Origin of the sequence: Burkholderia lata (assembly GCF_000012945.1) — a bacterium.
GTDB lineage: Bacteria > Pseudomonadota > Gammaproteobacteria > Burkholderiales > Burkholderiaceae > Burkholderia > Burkholderia lata.
The window spans coordinates 133,394-151,678 of the sequence record NC_007509.1; the positions used below are offsets into that span (position 1 = coordinate 133,394).

13 protein-coding genes, 2 tRNA genes and 3 rRNA genes are annotated in these 18,285 nt (G+C 61.0%); 10 read left to right on the top strand and 8 right to left on the bottom strand.

The window, feature by feature from the left end:
• Positions 1-2: 2 nt before the first annotated feature.
• The 3 genes from BCEP18194_RS00550 to BCEP18194_RS00560 all read left to right on the top strand — a co-directional run bounded on the left by BCEP18194_RS00550 (position 3) and on the right by BCEP18194_RS00560 (position 4,815).
• A complete protein-coding gene (locus BCEP18194_RS00550) occupies positions 3-3,473 on the top strand; it encodes an ATP-binding protein (protein WP_011349327.1) in 3,471 nt (1,156 codons plus the stop codon).
• Positions 3,474-3,594: 121 nt separating this feature from the next.
• Complete coding sequence (locus BCEP18194_RS00555) at positions 3,595-4,119, top strand: HD domain-containing protein (RefSeq protein ID WP_011349328.1); 525 nt, start codon at positions 3,595-3,597, stop codon at positions 4,117-4,119.
• 9 nt (positions 4,120-4,128) lie between these two features.
• On the top strand, positions 4,129-4,815 hold the full coding sequence (locus BCEP18194_RS00560) for a DUF429 domain-containing protein (protein WP_011349329.1): 687 nt from the start codon (positions 4,129-4,131) through the stop codon (positions 4,813-4,815).
• A gap of 172 nt (positions 4,816-4,987) precedes the next feature.
• On the opposite strand, the gene BCEP18194_RS00565 is transcribed toward BCEP18194_RS00560, so the two are convergent.
• The gene (locus tag BCEP18194_RS00565; RefSeq protein WP_011349330.1) at positions 4,988-5,458 is read right to left on the bottom strand and encodes a hypothetical protein; all 471 of its coding nucleotides are present in this window, start codon (positions 5,456-5,458) and stop codon (positions 4,988-4,990) included.
• Between the two features lie 612 nt (positions 5,459-6,070).
• Between BCEP18194_RS00565 and BCEP18194_RS00570 the strand changes: the two genes are divergently transcribed.
• The 6 genes from BCEP18194_RS00570 to BCEP18194_RS40945 all read left to right on the top strand — a co-directional run bounded on the left by BCEP18194_RS00570 (position 6,071) and on the right by BCEP18194_RS40945 (position 12,050).
• Positions 6,071-7,603: ribosomal RNA gene (locus BCEP18194_RS00570) — 16S ribosomal RNA — on the top strand.
• A gap of 64 nt (positions 7,604-7,667) precedes the next feature.
• Positions 7,668-7,744, top strand: a tRNA-Ile gene (locus BCEP18194_RS00575).
• 97 nt (positions 7,745-7,841) lie between these two features.
• Positions 7,842-7,917, top strand: a tRNA-Ala gene (locus tag BCEP18194_RS00580).
• A 287-nt stretch (positions 7,918-8,204) separates the two neighbouring features.
• Positions 8,205-11,086, top strand: a 23S ribosomal RNA gene (locus BCEP18194_RS00585).
• A gap of 131 nt (positions 11,087-11,217) precedes the next feature.
• Positions 11,218-11,330, top strand: a 5S ribosomal RNA gene (gene rrf / locus BCEP18194_RS00590).
• The 16S, 23S and 5S rRNA genes sit together here with 2 tRNA genes alongside, the layout of an rRNA operon.
• 426 nt (positions 11,331-11,756) lie before the next feature.
• Positions 11,757-12,050, top strand: coding sequence for a hypothetical protein (locus BCEP18194_RS40945; protein WP_157687080.1), 294 nt, complete (start codon positions 11,757-11,759; stop codon positions 12,048-12,050).
• Between the two features lie 132 nt (positions 12,051-12,182).
• On the opposite strand, the gene BCEP18194_RS00595 is transcribed toward BCEP18194_RS40945, so the two are convergent.
• The 4 genes from BCEP18194_RS00595 to BCEP18194_RS00610 form a co-directional block, all read right to left on the bottom strand.
• A complete protein-coding gene (locus BCEP18194_RS00595; RefSeq protein WP_011349331.1) occupies positions 12,183-12,899 on the bottom strand; it encodes an O-methyltransferase in 717 nt (238 codons plus the stop codon).
• Positions 12,900-13,004: 105 nt separating this feature from the next.
• Positions 13,005-13,307: a 4Fe-4S dicluster domain-containing protein gene (locus BCEP18194_RS39020; protein ID WP_011349332.1), complete on the bottom strand. Its 303-nt coding sequence runs from the start codon at positions 13,305-13,307 to the stop codon at positions 13,005-13,007.
• Positions 13,304-13,612, bottom strand: a complete 309-nt coding sequence (locus BCEP18194_RS00605) for a hypothetical protein (protein WP_011349333.1) — start codon at positions 13,610-13,612, stop codon at positions 13,304-13,306. Before BCEP18194_RS00605 ends, BCEP18194_RS39020 begins: the two co-directional genes overlap by 4 nt.
• 12 nt (positions 13,613-13,624) lie before the next feature.
• Positions 13,625-14,209 carry an RNA polymerase sigma factor gene (locus tag BCEP18194_RS00610; RefSeq protein ID WP_011349334.1) on the bottom strand — a complete coding sequence of 195 codons (585 nt, stop codon included), beginning with the start codon at positions 14,207-14,209 and terminating at the stop codon, positions 13,625-13,627.
• Between the two features lie 543 nt (positions 14,210-14,752).
• On the opposite strand from BCEP18194_RS00610, the gene BCEP18194_RS00615 reads away from it, so the two are divergent.
• On the top strand, positions 14,753-16,582 hold the full coding sequence (locus BCEP18194_RS00615; RefSeq protein ID WP_011349335.1) for a methyl-accepting chemotaxis protein: 1,830 nt from the start codon (positions 14,753-14,755) through the stop codon (positions 16,580-16,582).
• A 50-nt stretch (positions 16,583-16,632) separates the two neighbouring features.
• Here BCEP18194_RS00615 and BCEP18194_RS00620 read toward each other — a convergent pair whose 3' ends face one another.
• The 3 genes from BCEP18194_RS00620 to BCEP18194_RS00630 all read right to left on the bottom strand — a co-directional run bounded on the left by BCEP18194_RS00620 (position 16,633) and on the right by BCEP18194_RS00630 (position 18,270).
• The gene (locus BCEP18194_RS00620) at positions 16,633-17,097 is read right to left on the bottom strand and encodes a GNAT family N-acetyltransferase (RefSeq protein ID WP_011349336.1); all 465 of its coding nucleotides are present in this window, start codon (positions 17,095-17,097) and stop codon (positions 16,633-16,635) included.
• Between the two features lie 109 nt (positions 17,098-17,206).
• A complete protein-coding gene (locus tag BCEP18194_RS00625) occupies positions 17,207-17,578 on the bottom strand; it encodes a nuclear transport factor 2 family protein (protein WP_011349337.1) in 372 nt (123 codons plus the stop codon).
• A gap of 92 nt (positions 17,579-17,670) precedes the next feature.
• Positions 17,671-18,270, bottom strand: coding sequence for a hypothetical protein (locus BCEP18194_RS00630; RefSeq protein WP_011349338.1), 600 nt, complete (start codon positions 18,268-18,270; stop codon positions 17,671-17,673).
• Between the last annotated feature and the right edge of the window lie 15 nt (positions 18,271-18,285).

Sequence of the window (18,285 nt, forward strand, 5' to 3'; positions counted from 1 at the left end):
CGATGCGGATCAACCAGCTCGATCTGATCAAGTACGGCAAGTTCACCGACGAGACGCTGCGTTTCCCGTCGTCCGGCGAGGATTTCCATGTGATCGTGGGGCCGAACGAGGCCGGCAAGTCGACGATCCGCACGGCTGTATCGGAGTTGCTGTTCGGGATGAAGCTGCAGACGCCGCTCGATTTCCTGCACAGCACGCCCGAACTGCGGATCGGCGGCGTGCTGGGGAGCGGCACGGGCGAACTCGCGTTCCACCGCGCACGCGGGCGCAGTCCGCTGCGAACCCCCGCCGATGACAAACTCCCCGACGACTTTCTGGCCGCTGTTCTCGACGGCGCCACGCGCGAATTCTTCGAGCAGATGTTCGGGCTCGACCACGGGCGTCTGGTCGACGGCGGCCGGAGCATTCTCGACGCATCCGACAAGCTCGGCCAGGTGCTGTTCGAATCGGCGGCGGGTGTCGGCAGTCTCGGGCCGGTGCGCGAAGAGCTCGATGCGCGTTCGGTCGAGCTCTGGGCGCCGCGCCGCAGCGGCAGCGCGTTTGCACTCGCAGAAACGTCGTTCAACGAAGCCGTGACCGAACTGAAGACGGTTCAGGTGCGCACGCGCGACTGGGTCGAACGCAAGGACGCGCGCGAAGCGGTCGAACAGCAGATCGAGCAGGCGCGCGCGGAGCAGCGTCGGCTCGAAGCGCTGCGCTCGAAGCTCGAACGCGTGCGGCGGCTGGCACCGTACCTGAAGGAGCTGACGGTCAAGGACGCGGCGCTGGTGGAACTGGGCGCGGTCGTCGAGTTGCCGCCCACCGCGTATGCGGATCTGCTGAAGGCGCAGGGCGATCTCGCGGCCGAACAGAAGGTGCTCGAGGAACGGCGTGCCGACCTGCTCGCGAAGCGGCAGACGCGCGATGCGATCGACGCCGACGCCGACACGCTGGCGCTCGAAGCCGACATCGAAGCGCTCGACCGGCTGCGCGGTGCGTGCATGAATCACGCGCAGGATCTGCTGTTGCTCGGCGCGGATGTCGAGCGTCACCTGGCCGCTGCATTCGCTGCGGCCGCCCAGCTCGACTGGCCGACGGACGAAGCGTCGCTGCGTGCGTCGCTGCCGACCGCGCTGTCGCTGAAGACCGTTGCAAACCTGTTGCGTGAACACGGCGCGCTGCATCAGGCGCTTGCCGGCGCACGGGAGTCGCTCGATGAACGCACGCGCGAGCTTGCGCAGGTGCAGGAACAACAGGCGCGCCTGTCGACCGTCGATGTGCCGGAGGCGCTGCGTGCGGCGCTGGCCGATGCGCAGGGTTTTCGCAACAGTGGCCAGCGCGAGCAGGCGCTCGAACATGAAATCGCCGCCGCCGAACGCACACTGTCCGGCGCACTCGATGCGCTCGGCCAGTGGCGCATGCCGGTCGATGCGCTGCGTGCACTCGACGTGCCGTCGGCGGCGCGGCTCGGCACACTGCTGAAAGAGGACAGCGAACGCGCGAGCGCGGTCGCTGCGGCACGCGACGCACGGGACGGCACGCTTGAAGAGCTCGAGCGGCTCGAACTGCAGGAGAAGCATTTCGCGGAGAACCACAAGGTCGTCACGACCGCCGACGTGCTGGCGGCGCGTGCGCGGCGCGACGGCGCGTGGGGCGATATCCGCAGCGGCGCGGTCGATCTCGCAACGGGCGCACCGGCAGTCGACGACGCGATTCGCCTCGCGGACGAACTCGTCGATGCACAGCTCGGCGCGACGCAGGCGGCGGCGACGTTGCAGTCGCTGCGTCAGCAGGTCGAATCCGCACGTGCCGGCGTGACGCGCAGGCAGGCCGCATTGGACGAGCGCGAACATGAGCTCGCCGCGCATCGCGACGCATGGGCCGCGCTCGCGACGACGGCAGCGGTGCCCGGCATGCCGCTGGCGGCGATGGGCGACTGGCTCGCGAAGCGCGATGCGGTGTTCGCTGCGCAGGCCGACCTCGACCGGCAGCGCCGCGAATTCGACACGATTCGCGCCGCGCGGGCTGGTGCCGAAACCACGTTGCGCGCTGCGCTGCGCACCGTGTCGCGAGGCGGCGAGTCGGACGGCCTGACGGCACTCGTCGCGATCGCCGAGACGTTCGTACAGTCGGCCGAGAAAGCGCTCGCGCAGCAGGACAGCCTGGAGGATCGCGCGCGGGAAGCGGAACGCGGATGTGCGACGGCGCAGTCGCGCGCCGGCCACGCGCAGACGGCCTACGATGCGTGGCACGCGCAATGGCGCGACGCGCTGGCCGACGCAAAACTGTCCACGAGTGCGGCGACGCTGGCGGCGGCGGAAGGTGCGCTGGGGCTCGCCAACGCGGTGACGACCGAACTGGCCGATGCCGACGCGCCACGCAACCGGATCGCGGCGATCCGCGCGGAGCTGGCCGCGCTCGAGGCGGGCGCAAGGCGGCTTGCCGAAGCGCTCGCGCCGGAATGGCTGACGAGCGGCGACTGGCCGGACGTCGCGCGCCGGCTGACGATGCGCCTTTCGAGTGCCCGGGAAATCGCGCGTGCGATCGGTCGTGCCGATGAAGCCGTGCGGCAGGCCGACGGCAAGGTCGCGGACGCGGCTGCCGCGGTGGCGGGGGCCGATGCGCGCATCCAGCCGCTGCTGCAACTGGCCGGCGTTGCGTCGATCGACGCGGCGCTGCCGCTGGCCGAACGCTCGGATCGCCAGCGCCAGCTTCGGCAGTCGGTCGATGCCGCGCACGAGGCACTGGTGCGCGATGGTGACGGCCTGTCCCGATCCGCCGTCGAAGCGGAAGTCGCGGAGCAGGACATCGCCGACGTACCGGCGCACCTCGAAGCGGTGAAGCAGTCGCTCGGCGATGTCGGCAAGCGGCTGAACGAGCTTGCACAGCAGCAGGTCGTGGCCGATCAGGCGTTCGGTGCGATCGACGGCCAGGCGAACGCGGCCGTTGCCGAGTCGAAACGGCAGGAAGCGCTGGCCGCGATGGGCGATGCAGCCGAACAGTATCTGGAGGCGGCCACGGCGAGCCGGTTGCTGAAGTGGGCGACGGATCGCTATCGCGACCAGAAGCAGGGGCCGATGCTCAGGCGCGCGGGCGAGATCTTTGCCGGGCTCACGCTGGGCGAATTCGCACGGCTGACCGTCGATACCGAACGGACGCCGCCCGCACTCTATGCACGACGGTCGAAGGGCGCATCGGTCGAGGTCGCCGGGTTGAGCGAAGGGACGCGTGACCAGTTGTTCCTCGCGCTGCGGATCGCGGCGCTGGAGCTGCAGCTCGGCAGCCGGACCGCGCTGCCGTTCGTGGCCGACGACCTGTTCATCAACTTCGACGATGCGCGCGCGAAGGCCGGCCTCGATGCGCTGCGCGATCTGTCGACGCGAACCCAGGTGTTGTTCCTGACGCACCACGACCACCTGCTGCCGCTCGTGAGGGACGTATTCGGCGCGCGGGTCAACGTGGTCGAGTTGCAGCGCGCGCCGGTGGGTGCGTGATGCGGTGCGTGCAGGGATGCTTGCGCACGGGCAGGGTCATCGCGTACAGGTAGTATGTGCGGTTCCGAAATACACGCGGCCGGTTCGGCCGGTCGCGGGTCTGGCCACACGAGGGGTGAATATGAAAAAGCTGGTAGCCGCTATTGCGTTCGCGGCGGACAAGCATCGCAATCAGCGCCGCAAGGATGAAGAAGCGTCGCCGTACATCAATCATCCGATCGCGCTTGCCGACGTGCTGGCCAACGAGGCCGGCGTCGAGGACGAGCGCGTGATCGTCGCGGCCGTGCTGCACGATACGGTCGAGGATACCGAGACGACCGAGCAGGAATTGCTGCGGCTGTTCGGCAAGGACGTGGCGGACATCGTGATGGAAGTCACCGACGACAAGTCGTTGCCGAAGGAGGAGCGCAAGCGCCTGCAGGTCGAGCATGCGTCGACCATCAGCCGGCGCGCGAAGCTCGTGAAGCTGGCCGACAAGATCTGCAACCTGCGTGACATCGCGCGGCACCCGCCCGCGGACTGGCCGCTTGAACGCAAGCAGGCGTACTTCGACTGGGCGAAGTCGGTCGTCGATCCGATGCGCGGCGTGCATCCCGGCCTCGAAGCGATCTTCGACACCGCGTACGACGCACGGCCGGCGGATTGAGGCGTCCGCATGCGATCGGCTCGATCCATTGAATCCGCCGCGCGGCAATCGCTGGCCGTGGCGGGCGTCGATGTGGGCGGCGAAAAGAAGCAATGCGATCTCGTGATCCTGCGCGGACAGGCGGTCGTCTGCCGCGAGGCACGGATCGCACCCGAGGCGGTGCCTGCGCTGTGCCTTGCCCATGACGTCGTGGCCGTGGGTGTCGACGCACCGAGCCTGTGGTGGACGGGGAGCGGGCGCCGGGCGGCCGAACAGGCGCTCGCGCGCGAGCGGATCTCGTGTTTTCCGACGCCGTCGCGGGAGCAGGCGGTTGCGAGCACGTCAGGCTTCTTCGACTGGATGTTCATGGGAGAGCGTGTCTACCGCGCGCTCGCGGATGCCTATCCGCTATTGACCGACGCCTGCTATGCGGGCGGGCGCGCGAGCTTCGAAACCTATCCTTATGCGATTACCTGCGCGATGCTGGGTCGGGACGTCGCATCGGCGAAGCAGAAACGCAACCAGCGCCGGCAATTGCTGGAGCGACTGGGAGTCGACGTGTCGACGCTGAAGTCCGTCGATGCGCGAGACGCGACCCTTTGCGCGTTGACGGCGCAATGTGTCATCGACGGGAATGCACACGCGTATGGCGATGCGGAGGGTGGATATATCCGCGTGCCGATCGTGAACGAGACAATCGTTCTCGACGCACTGTAGTCGTGTCGCGCGTCCCGGGCGAGAGGCGCAGCGAAAAGGTGAGCTTTTGCGGGAGGGGCGTGGCCAGTGTGACGACTGAGGCGTCACGCTGCGACTTTCGGCCGGCCAGCATCGGGATGGCTGACGCACACGACATGATGCCGGTGCGCGACGCGATCCCGAGCGGCGTGACTTAATCCTCGAGGATGGCCTTCGGCACGCTGGACAGGTCGCAGGCTTGTGCCTGTTCGAAGTAGCCGTCGGCATCGTTGATCATCACGACGGCGACGTCGATCAACTCGTCGAGCCGTTGCAGCAGCGATTCACGCCACTCGATGTCTTCGTCGCGCTCGGGCGTCTTGTCCAGTTGCTCGATGATCGAGTCGGCGGTCTGCAGGAAAGGAATCGCCTGCTGATAGTTTTCGATCGAGACCATCGCTGCATTGCGCGCGCCGACGAGTCGCTCGCGGTGCTCGTCCGCCAGTTCGGATTCGCCGCTGATCCGCGGCAATACATCCGAGATGCGTTGCAGAAGCGGCGGCGCCTGTTCTTCCAGGATGATGGCGCGCTCGCGCAGCGCTGCATATTCGTCGCGAAGGTCGGCGTCGCCGGGTTGAGTGGTGCTGTCCATCGTGGATATGAGTGCGTGGTTCGGTCGCGGCATGATACTCGACCGCACCCGATTCCTTGCTCGTTTCGCGACATCATATATAGGGGGACGAGAGGCATACGTCACATCAATAGAGGGCGGCCCGTGTTGCGATGCCGGGTCCGTCGAGCCCCACGCCCCCGTGCGCGTCAGCGCACGGGGGCTTTTTCAAACTTTTTTCACAAAGGGGCTTGCGCAGATGGGGGCGGGTGCTTAGAATCACGCCTCTTTCGCGCTAACGGAAACGCAGCGCGGAAGAGGGAAGCAGGGTTGGCGGTGTGCTGGAGTCTGGAGCGCGCAACTGGCCTGGAAGTTGAGCCCCGCAGTCGCAACGATGTAGTGAAAAAAGTTGTTGACGAAATGCGAAACACGGTTCATAATCTCGCTTCTCTGCTGCTGAAAACGCAGCGCTGCTGAGAAACACGAAGTTCCTCGCAGAAACGCTCTTTAAAAATTAACAGCCGATAAGTGTGGGCGCTTGATGGAAGCGAGCTGATCCTCGGATCAGATAGCGAAAGTATCAAGAGTCTCACACTAAAGTAAGTCAGGTTTATGAAGCAATTCATATTCCTGTCAGCTTTGAGTGAGCGACCGGTTCTTAACTGAACCGAAAACAGTAACAGGTTTAAACTGAAGAGTTTGATCCTGGCTCAGATTGAACGCTGGCGGCATGCCTTACACATGCAAGTCGAACGGCAGCACGGGTGCTTGCACCTGGTGGCGAGTGGCGAACGGGTGAGTAATACATCGGAACATGTCCTGTAGTGGGGGATAGCCCGGCGAAAGCCGGATTAATACCGCATACGATCTACGGATGAAAGCGGGGGACCTTCGGGCCTCGCGCTATAGGGTTGGCCGATGGCTGATTAGCTAGTTGGTGGGGTAAAGGCCTACCAAGGCGACGATCAGTAGCTGGTCTGAGAGGACGACCAGCCACACTGGGACTGAGACACGGCCCAGACTCCTACGGGAGGCAGCAGTGGGGAATTTTGGACAATGGGCGAAAGCCTGATCCAGCAATGCCGCGTGTGTGAAGAAGGCCTTCGGGTTGTAAAGCACTTTTGTCCGGAAAGAAATCCTTGGCTCTAATACAGTCGGGGGATGACGGTACCGGAAGAATAAGCACCGGCTAACTACGTGCCAGCAGCCGCGGTAATACGTAGGGTGCGAGCGTTAATCGGAATTACTGGGCGTAAAGCGTGCGCAGGCGGTTTGCTAAGACCGATGTGAAATCCCCGGGCTCAACCTGGGAACTGCATTGGTGACTGGCAGGCTAGAGTATGGCAGAGGGGGGTAGAATTCCACGTGTAGCAGTGAAATGCGTAGAGATGTGGAGGAATACCGATGGCGAAGGCAGCCCCCTGGGCCAATACTGACGCTCATGCACGAAAGCGTGGGGAGCAAACAGGATTAGATACCCTGGTAGTCCACGCCCTAAACGATGTCAACTAGTTGTTGGGGATTCATTTCCTTAGTAACGTAGCTAACGCGTGAAGTTGACCGCCTGGGGAGTACGGTCGCAAGATTAAAACTCAAAGGAATTGACGGGGACCCGCACAAGCGGTGGATGATGTGGATTAATTCGATGCAACGCGAAAAACCTTACCTACCCTTGACATGGTCGGAATTCCGCTGAGAGGTGGGAGTGCTCGAAAGAGAACCGGCGCACAGGTGCTGCATGGCTGTCGTCAGCTCGTGTCGTGAGATGTTGGGTTAAGTCCCGCAACGAGCGCAACCCTTGTCCTTAGTTGCTACGCAAGAGCACTCTAAGGAGACTGCCGGTGACAAACCGGAGGAAGGTGGGGATGACGTCAAGTCCTCATGGCCCTTATGGGTAGGGCTTCACACGTCATACAATGGTCGGAACAGAGGGTCGCCAACCCGCGAGGGGGAGCTAATCCCAGAAAACCGATCGTAGTCCGGATTGCACTCTGCAACTCGAGTGCATGAAGCTGGAATCGCTAGTAATCGCGGATCAGCATGCCGCGGTGAATACGTTCCCGGGTCTTGTACACACCGCCCGTCACACCATGGGAGTGGGTTTTACCAGAAGTGGCTAGTCTAACCGCAAGGAGGACGGTCACCACGGTAGGATTCATGACTGGGGTGAAGTCGTAACAAGGTAGCCGTATCGGAAGGTGCGGCTGGATCACCTCCTTTCCAGAGCTATCTCGCAAAGTTGAGCGCTCACGCTTATCGGCTGTAAATTTAAAGACAGACTCAGGGGTCTGTAGCTCAGTCGGTTAGAGCACCGTCTTGATAAGGCGGGGGTCGTTGGTTCGAATCCAACCAGACCCACCAATGTCTTGTCTGACGTGTCGGTGATCGGTAGCGCTTCAGCGCTTGCGAGCACCTCATGCCGACAGGCTGTAGGTACCTGAGATCATCTGTACTCATGGGGGGCATAGCTCAGCTGGGAGAGCACCTGCTTTGCAAGCAGGGGGTCGTCGGTTCGATCCCGTCTGCCTCCACCAATCTTCAATGACAAGCGTTCGACTTGGGTCGAATCTTTGTCATTGGCGATTGAGCCAGTCAGATTGATATGAGTAAAACCATATCGGCTGTCGTTCTTTAACAATCTGGAAGAAGTAAGTAATTTGGATAGCGGAAGCGTCTATGAGATGGACGTGAAAACTATCCGGGTTGTGATTGTATCGATGTATCTCAAGATGATTCGAACTCTATGTTTGACTCAATTGGAATACGGCACAAATGCGAGAACTCAACCTGTAACGACTGTCGAGAGACAGACTCGTTATAGGGTCAAGCGAACAAGTGCATGTGGTGGATGCCTTGGCGATCACAGGCGATGAAGGACGCGGTAGCCTGCGAAAAGCTACGGGGAGCTGGCAAACAAGCTTTGATCCGTAGATGTCCGAATGGGGAAACCCACTCCTTTTGGAGTATCCATGGCTGAATACATAGGCCATGCGAAGCGAACGCGGTGAACTGAAACATCTAAGTAACCGCAGGAAAAGAAATCAACCGAGATTCCCAAAGTAGTGGCGAGCGAAATGGGATGAGCCTTGTACTCTTTATTTGTATTGTTAGCCGAACGCTCTGGAAAGTGCGGCCATAGCGGGTGATAGCCCCGTAGGCGAAAACAGTATGAAAGAACTAAGTGTACGACAAGTAGGGCGGGACACGTGAAATCCTGTCTGAAGATGGGGGGACCATCCTCCAAGGCTAAATACTCGTGATCGACCGATAGTGAACCAGTACCGTGAGGGAAAGGCGAAAAGAACCCCGGGAGGGGAGTGAAATAGATCCTGAAACCGCATGCATACAAACAGTCGGAGCCTCGTAAGGGGTGACGGCGTACCTTTTGTATAATGGGTCAGCGACTTACGTTCAGTAGCAAGCTTAACCGTATAGGGCAGGCGTAGCGAAAGCGAGTCCGAATAGGGCGTTCAGTTGCTGGGCGTAGACCCGAAACCAAGTGATCTATCCATGGCCAGGATGAAGGTGCGGTAACACGTACTGGAGGTCCGAACCCACTAACGTTGAAAAGTTAGGGGATGAGCTGTGGATAGGGGTGAAAGGCTAAACAAACTTGGAAATAGCTGGTTCTCTCCGAAAACTATTTAGGTAGTGCCTCGTGTCTCACCTTCGGGGGTAGAGCACTGTCATGGTTGGGGGGTCTATTGCAGATTACCCCGCCATAGCAAACTCCGAATACCGAAGAGTGCAATCACGGGAGACAGACATCGGGTGCTAACGTCCGGTGTCAAGAGGGAAACAACCCAGACCGCCAGCTAAGGTCCCCAAATATAGCTAAGTGGGAAACGAAGTGGGAAGGCTAAAACAGTCAGGAGGTTGGCTTAGAAGCAGCCACCCTTTAAAGAAAGCGTAATAGCTCACTGATCGAGTCGTCCTGCGCGGAAGATGTAACGGGGCTAAGCTATATACCGAAGCTGCGGATGCGTGCTTTGCACGCATGGTAGGAGAGCGTTCTGTAAGCCTGCGAAGGTGTCTCGGAAGGGATGCTGGAGGTATCAGAAGTGCGAATGCTGACATGAGTAGCGATAAAGGGGGTGAAAGGCCCCCTCGCCGTAAGCCCAAGGTTTCCTACGCAACGTTCATCGGCGTAGGGTGAGTCGGCCCCTAAGGCGAGGCAGAAATGCGTAGCTGATGGGAAGCAGGTCAATATTCCTGCACCATTGTTAGATGCGATGGGGGGACGGATCGCGGAAGGTTGTCCGGGTGTTGGAAGTCCCGGTCGCTGCATTGGAGAAGGCGCTTAGGCAAATCCGGGCGCGGAATTCAAGGGTGTGGCGCGAGCTCCTTAGGGAGCGAAGCAATTGGAAGTGGTTCCAAGAAAAGCCTCTAAGCTTCAGTCTAATGATGACCGTACCGCAAACCGACACAGGTGGGCGAGATGAGTATTCTAAGGCGCTTGAGAGAACTCGGGAGAAGGAACTCGGCAAATTGGTACCGTAACTTCGGGATAAGGTACGCCCTTGTAGCTTGATGCCCCTGCGGGCAAAGGGTGAAGGGGTTGCAATAAACTGGTGGCTGCGACTGTTTAATAAAAACACAGCACTCTGCAAACACGAAAGTGGACGTATAGGGTGTGACGCCTGCCCGGTGCCGGAAGATTAAATGATGGGGTGCAAGCTCTTGATTGAAGTCCCGGTAAACGGCGGCCGTAACTATAACGGTCCTAAGGTAGCGAAATTCCTTGTCGGGTAAGTTCCGACCTGCACGAATGGCGTAACGATGGCCACACTGTCTCCTCCCGAGACTCAGCGAAGTTGAAGTGTTTGTGATGATGCAATCTACCCGCGGCTAGACGGAAAGACCCCATGAACCTTTACTGTAGCTTTGCATTGGACTTTGAACCGATCTGTGTAGGATAGGTGGGAGGCTATGAAACCGGAACGCTAGTTTCGGTGGAGCCGTCCTTGAAATACCACCCTGGTTTGTTTGAGGTTCTAACCTTGGCCCGTGATCCGGGTCGGGGACAGTGCATGGTAGGCAGTTTGACTGGGGCGGTCTCCTCCCAAAGCGTAACGGAGGAGTACGAAGGTACGCTAGGTACGGTCGGAAATCGTGCTGATAGTGCAATGGCATAAGCGTGCTTAACTGCGAGACCGACAAGTCGAGCAGGTGCGAAAGCAGGTCATAGTGATCCGGTGGTTCTGTATGGAAGGGCCATCGCTCAACGGATAAAAGGTACTCTGGGGATAACAGGCTGATACCGCCCAAGAGTTCATATCGACGGCGGTGTTTGGCACCTCGATGTCGGCTCATCTCATCCTGGGGCTGTAGCCGGTCCCAAGGGTATGGCTGTTCGCCATTTAAAGAGGTACGTGAGCTGGGTTTAAAACGTCGTGAGACAGTTTGGTCCCTATCTGCCGTGGGCGTTGGATATTTGAAGGGGGCTGCTCCTAGTACGAGAGGACCGGAGTGGACGAACCTCTGGTGTACCGGTTGTCACGCCAGTGGCATCGCCGGGTAGCTATGTTCGGAAGAGATAACCGCTGAAAGCATCTAAGCGGGAAACTCGCCTTAAGATGAGATATCCCTGGGGACTAGATCCCCTTGAAGGGTCGTTCGAGACCAGGACGTTGATAGGTCAGGTGTGTAAGCGCAGTAATGCGTTCAGCTAACTGATACTAATTGCCCGTAAGGCTTGATCCTATAACAAGTCTGTCTCGCGCTGAACACAGCGCGTCGGACTGGTTGATTCTCGTGTGTGATACACACAACTCAAAATTACTGCTTCTTCCAAGATTGGTTGTGCTGCGAAGCCAGCGCAACAACCCCTTTTGCCTGATGACCATAGCGAGTCGGTCCCACCCCTTCCCATCCCGAACAGGACCGTGAAACGACTCTACGCCGATGATAGTGCGGATTCCCGTGTGAAAGTAGGTAATCGTCAGGCTCCCTAAGCCAAGAACCCCCGCCCGAAAGGCGGGGGTTTTTGCATTTCGGCGGCAGAAATGCACCAAGGATCGGGACGGGCGGCCAGGCTGGAGCTGGGGCGCCGAATGCGCCGATCCAGGCACCTGCCGTTCTCGAGCGATCCATGACACCGTCGCCACGCAAATCTTTAGGTGCGTTTCGTTGCGCTCCACATCAATCTGGCTGAAGCCGAAGCGTCGAATGAGTCGATTCGGGTCTCCATTGTTCTCGAGCGGTCGACAGCTCTGCGCCACTAATCAAACCGATCGAGCTGGCCCCGCACTCGTGGCTGGCGCTGGCCGAAACCCACATTCAAACATCCATCCTCCGGCTATTGCCCCCAGACAATGTAGTACCGTCTTCAGGAGCCACACAGGCCGGCCTGTTCATCAGTGAGGAGATGCCGATGCGCGTAATTGCAGAAGAGCCGTGGAGTTGGTTCCTGTTGGAGGAGGACGGGAAGCTATATCTGGACGTACTGGTTGAACACAGCGCTGTCTCATTTAGCGCAACGTCCGAACTCAGTCCTGAACAGGCGACGCGCTACGCCCACGAAGGCATCCGTTACCTGTGCGACCTCTCGACCGCAATGCGCCATAAGGCATTGATGCGCGAATGGTCCGCGCCACCCCTTCCTCCTGATTGGGAAGCGCGTTCAATTACTGCGATCCATGAATGGCAAAAGCGCCGCAACGGATAGCGCCGGGCACCCGATTTTCGCGATGTATCGGATGAACGATGTTCTTGATTTTCTGCGCGGCGCAATTTCGAGCGATGGCGTCGTTCTTTATCCCGAGATCCCACCGCACAAACGCTTCGACGGCGTCCCGATTCAAGAAACGACGACCGTAAATTCGACCCCCGATTCAAAGTCGAGGGTTGTGGTCGAATACCGCGGGCCGTCGTCGAGGTAGTGCTTATACGGTCGAACAGCGTCCTCGGCCGTGTACATGTTGTCGGCAAGTACGACAGAACCCGGGCGCAGCAGGCGCTCGATCTGCTTGAACAGTTTCAGATAGGCATCGGCCCATACGTCGATAAAGACCATGTCGAACGTACCGTCCAGTTCGGCAACGGTCTCGAATACGTCGCCTTCCCGCATGTCGACATAGGCGTCCAGGCCAGCCGTCCTGACGTGAGCGCGCAAATGTGCGCACTTGAGCGCATCGCGTTCGGTCGCGACGACCATGCCACGGCCCAACGTGCGCAGCGCTTCGGCGAAATACAGCGTGGACACGCCGCATGAACTGCCGAGTTCGAGGATTCTCGCCGGCCGTTGCGAGAGCACCATGTTGCGTAAAAATTTTCCCGTTTCCGGGGACACGGCCAACGACAGCGGACTGCCTTCCGGGGACTCGAAGTCGTCGCTGGACAGCCCGAACGTTTCGAGAAACCGTCCCCGCAGACGAGGGGCGATCGCTTCGTATTCCTCGGCTAACGACAGGAAATCCTCATTCGATCCCTGGAACTGCGCACGGGCGCGGGCGACGATTTCGGTTCGACTCTCTTCGTGGAGCCTTTGCAGAAGGGCGATGGTGGGTGAAGCCATATGCGTTCCTTGAGGAGATTGATCCGGTCGACGATGTATCCAACGACTGCTTTTCCCGTCAGGGTTTCTGCGCCGTCGTTCAATATCGGCGCTACACGGATGGCGCTATGCCGTTCGGGCGAGCGTGATGGCGCGTTCGGGACACGCCGTCACGCAAAGTCCGCATGACCGGCAGGCATACGCATTCGGCGTGTAGGCGACCTTCATTCCATGCACGCGCAGCTTCAGGCGATGCATCAGATCGAGGCCCTGGAAATCGGTCTGGTCGATGCGTCGGATCTCGAACACGTGCTCGGGGCAAACCGCGACGCAATCGCCTTTGCCTTCGCAGCGTTTCAGATCGACGACCGGCGCAATCACCCCCGGCTGCTGTTTGCAGTCGCCCGTTGATTCATCACGCACGTTCACTCTCCCGTGGGTCGGTTGCTGCGGGATCGCCACGCGGTCCGGAAATGCTCGCGCTCCTCGGGTGTCATGGATTCCCACTTGCGCCAGTGGCGTCGACCGCGCCAGCCGTGATGCCCGCGGAATCCGCCGAACAGGATGCGGCTCAACACGAGCAGGCCCAACGCATGGGCGAAGTCGATCGTACGGGCGCCGACGAAGAGCGCCGGAATCACCCAGTTCCATAACATCATGACGACCCATCCGAGCACGCCGATCGCGACCAACACGAGCAGCGCCTTGCCTGCACATCTGATTCGGAAATTCATCTGTCGATTCCTCTAGGTGTTATCCAATTCGTCATAAATGGGCTGCAGCCGGGCACGTAAATGCAGGACCGCATAGCGTTTGCGAGCGAGCAGCGTATTGAGCGCGACACCGCTTTGCGCGGCCATTTCCTTGAAAGACTGACCCTCCAGCTCGTGTGCGATAAAGACGTCACGCTGATTCGTCGGCAACTCGTCGAGCGCATCCTGTAAGGCCTTGAGCACGAGCGTCCGAGCGTAGAGTGCTTCGGGGCCGGCATCATGCGCCGGTAGCGCGAGGTCGAGGCGATACTCGCTGTTCGCGTCATCGTCGACCTCCGACAGGTCGGCCAGCGGCTGCTCCTTCTTCTTGCGAAAGCGGTCGACGATTCGGTTGCGCGCGGCACGGAAAAGCCACGCGCTCACCTGTTCAATGGGCGCTGGAAGTCGATACGCTTGTACGAACTCGTGAAACACATCCTGCAGGATGTCCTCGGCATCGTCCGGGTCGCGTATCCGGCGCCGGATAAATTTCACTAGCCTCGTTCGTTCACGCATCACTGTCGCTGTGATGTCGCGGTCTGGGTCGGTCATCATGTGCGAAGTGGGTGGCGATTCCATGCGCTTGAAGACGTTTCAGGCGCGCGAATATTGTGGCGAGCGTAAAAATCTGCAGCTGAGCGCATCGGCTTTGCGGACATACCCTTTATCGCTGACCCAGCCTGGGGAACAGGAATCGTAGGCGTCCCATCAAACATGCCTGCGAGAGAAAGGAATGGGTACCTCATCCCGTCTCTCTGCTTCGATACGCTGAACCGCATGCCTTCCTGCCGCCGCCCATGAGGCAGTCGACCGGATCGTGAGGCAGATGGATCTTCAGCCCTTCGCCGAACGGGAACGTGGCAACCGCCCGTGCATCCGGACGATCGTCGCCGGTTCATCAAGGCTCCCCGCTACGCGCCCCAGCCAGTCGGCGCGGTATCCGGTCTTGCCGGATCAGCCCCTCCGCTCCCCACTCCGCGGTTCCGCCGATCCGTTACCCGCACTGGTCTGGCCAGTCAGGCCTTAAGTTCCCGCAACCGCAGTCGTTAAGTCGTTAAACAGGACGTTGCCTGTTTTCGGAGACCTCATTCATATAACGCGGTAACGGAGATCGAAGTCATCATGTTGTCCTCGATTCGTGCTCGGATACTTGCGACCTGCGTCGCCATCGTGGTCACGGCGCTGGCCGTGACAGGCGGCTTGGTCTATTACGTCGTCAAGCAACACAACGACGAGACAATCGACCAGAATCACAAGTCGATCCTCGCCGGGCATGCGCTTGCGATCAACGAATGGGTGGCCAGCAGAGGCCGGGAGACCCAGGCACTCGCGGACACGATCGCGATCGGCGAGGGCGACCCGCTGCCGGCGCTGAAGCTGCTTGGCAAGTCGGGTGGCTTCGAGGTGTTGACGCTCGGCCTGCCGGACAAGACTGCGTTCTCGAACGTGCCGCTCGCGCCCGGCTACGACCCGACAGCACGCCCATGGTACAAGCAGGCGGTCAGTGCCGGCAGCCTGGTCGTGACGGCACTCTACCGTGATGCAACGACCGGCAAGCCCGCTGTTGCGTTCGCGGTGCCCGTGGTGCGCGACGGCACGGTGAAGGGCGTGCTGGCCGCCAGCCTGTTCATGGAGAGCGTGAGCTCGATCGTGACCTCGGTACACCCGACACCCGCGAGCTTTGCATTTCTGGTGGACAAGGGCGGGCGCGTGATTGCGTCGGCCAAGACCGACCTCATCATGAAGCCGGCAACCGGTCTTTCACCTGCATTCGATGCCGACCACCTGGGCGCGCTGCAAACGGCATCCGAGCCCGTCGCCGTCGACATCGACGGCGCCACCAAGCTGGTGCGAGCACAGCCGATCGCCGGTACCGATTGGTCCCTCGTGCTCGCGCTCGACAAGGCGGACGTGACGGCCGGCATGCGCGCAGTCGCGACGACGACGCTGGCGGCGATCCTGATCGTTGCGGTGATCGCGGCCGCACTCGTCGGCGCGATGACGAACGCGGCCTTCAAGCGCATCCTGCTGGTTCGCGACGCGCTCACGGATGTCTCGAGCGGCAGCGGCGACCTGACGAAACGCCTGCCCGCGGACGGCGCGGACGAAGCCGCGCAGATCGCGCATGCGTTCAACCTGTTCGCCGAAAAGATCAGTACGATCCTGCTGCAGATCCGCGAGTTCAGCGAATCCGTCAACCTCGCGAGCGCCGAGATCGCGCAGGGCAACCAGGATCTGTCGGGCCGCACCGAACATGCTGCATCGAGCTTGCAGGAAACCGCCGCTGCGCTCGAGGAAATCGCCGGCACGGCCCGCAACTCGGCCGATGCGGCGAGCCAGGTGAGCCATCTGGCGGAATCGGCGTCGGACGTCGCGGTGCGCGGCGGCGCGGTCGTCAGCGAGGTCGTTTCGACGATGAACGAGATCACGCAAGCGTCGAGCGAGATCGCCAACATCGTCGGCGTGATCGACGGCATCGCGTTCCAGACCAACATTCTCGCGTTGAACGCTGCCGTCGAGGCCGCACGTGCGAACGAGCACGGCCGAGGCTTCGCCGTCGTCGCGGGCGAAGTGCGTGCGCTCGCGCAGCGCAGCGCGCAGGCCGCCAAGGAAATCAAGCAGTTGATTCACTCGTCGGTCGAGAAGATCGAGGGGGGCTCCGGGCTCGTCCAGACGGCCGGTGCGACGATGAACGAAATCGTCGAGGGCGTGCGCAGCATCACGAGCGTGATTGCGGAAATTACCGTCGCCGCCAAGGAGCAGAGCACGGGGCTCGAGCAGGTGAATCAGGCGGTGTCGCATCTCGACAATGCGACGCAGCAGAACGCGGCGCTCGTCGAGCAGTCGGCGGCGGCCGCGACGTTGCTGCGCGAGCAGGCCGCCAGGCTCGCGCAGACGGTCGGCGAGTTCAAGCTCGAGGACAGCCGCGCGATGAAGTTGCAGTCAGCCTGAGAAGGGGCGATGCCGGGTACGTCTCGCGGCGGCGCCGGCGGACGTTGCAATCAGATCGTGATCCTCAAGATCGGGAAGAACCTGCCCGGGACGACGCTCGATTCCTTTTCGCCGATTTTTTCAGCGCCGAGCGCCAGATAGAACGGAACCGCATTGGGGTCCGCTTCGATCACGAAGCTTCTGATCCCTCTCGCAGCGCTTTCCCTGCGGACCTCTTCCCACAGCGCTCGGGCGACACCGCGGCCCATGTGGTCGGGATGAACGAACAGCCATCCGGGCGTCGGGCGATCCGATTCCGAAGATGCCCTGACCCAGAACCCGATGATTGCCTCGCCGGATTCCGCGACGTAACCGATCGACCCGTCGATCGTCTCCGGTGCAATCGTGAGATCGCTCTGCCACAAGTCGAGCCAGTCCTTCGGATAGCCCCAGTGCGCCTTCGAAATGCGAGCCAGTCGCGTGAGGTCGTCCGCGTCCGCGGTACGGGCAGCACGTATGGTGAATGGTGGGTGCATCTCGTCTCCTGTCATGAACGATACCTTCGTCGAGGTATCGTCCGGCTCGCATGGACTCCATTCCGGATTTGCCGCTCGCCTGCTCGAAGGAAGGCCGAGCGCGACGTGGCTACGTGACCTGCGATGCATGCCCGGCGGCGACGCGCCAGCCGGCGGGCGATCGCCGCCACAGCCGAGTATAGGCAAACACGCCGTCGAACGCCGCGCCGTCGAAATGGCCGGCGAGTGTCGCCTTCGTCGTGGTCAGGATCATTTCCCCGATCGCGCATGCGCGGGTTTCCTGCACATCGAGTCTGTCGAGACGCAGCAGCTTCGCGCGATGCGTCGCCAGGTCGTCCTCCTTCGAGATGACTTGTCCGGTCGGAACGGTGAACACCAGATTGTCGTCCAGCAACGCATCGAGCGCTTCGACATCGTTGGTCAGCATCGCGGCACGAAGCGCGGCTTCGCTGGGTTCGATGGCGGTACGGATTGCATCCATTTCAGGGCCTCGCATCGTCTCTGAAGGTTTGTGGTTCCACTCATACCGGCAAGCAACGGCAGCAACAAACATACCGCACTGACGGATACCGTCTACCGCGCGTTCGACAGTGATTGACGCCGGACGAGCATCACCACGCAGATACCGATCGACGCAATGACGTTGACGGCCGGATAGAACGCAACCGCGACGCTCCACGTGCTCAGCGCCAGCAACGCCAGCGCGTACTTGAGCACGCACAGCGCGAAATACGCGAGGCTCTCGCTCCACGGATCGCGGATCGTCTTGCGGACGGTCGGGCCGAGGCCCGCAAGCTCGATCAGCGTGACCAGACAGATCGAGATCGTCGGGTCGTCGGTCAGTATCCACAGCGGAATGGCCGACAGGGCCGCTATCAGGAAAAGCCAGTCGATGCGTGTCCAGCCGCGCTCGCCGCGAAAGAGGCTTGCCACCAGCGTCAGAAAGCATGTAACGGCGATTGCTGCCGTGCACCACGCGGACGGCCCCGCACCTGCGACGAACTGGCCGGCAGCCGCGATCGCCGTGACGACCGACCACACGAGCCATGTGAACAGGTGCGGACGAACCGTGCGCCGGTAGATCGCGAGCGCATACGGAATCGCCGCCAGCAAAGACACGGCCGTTCCGATCGCGCCAAAGATCGAAGCGGCGCCCTGATCGACACTCATCATCGACGCATCCTCGTT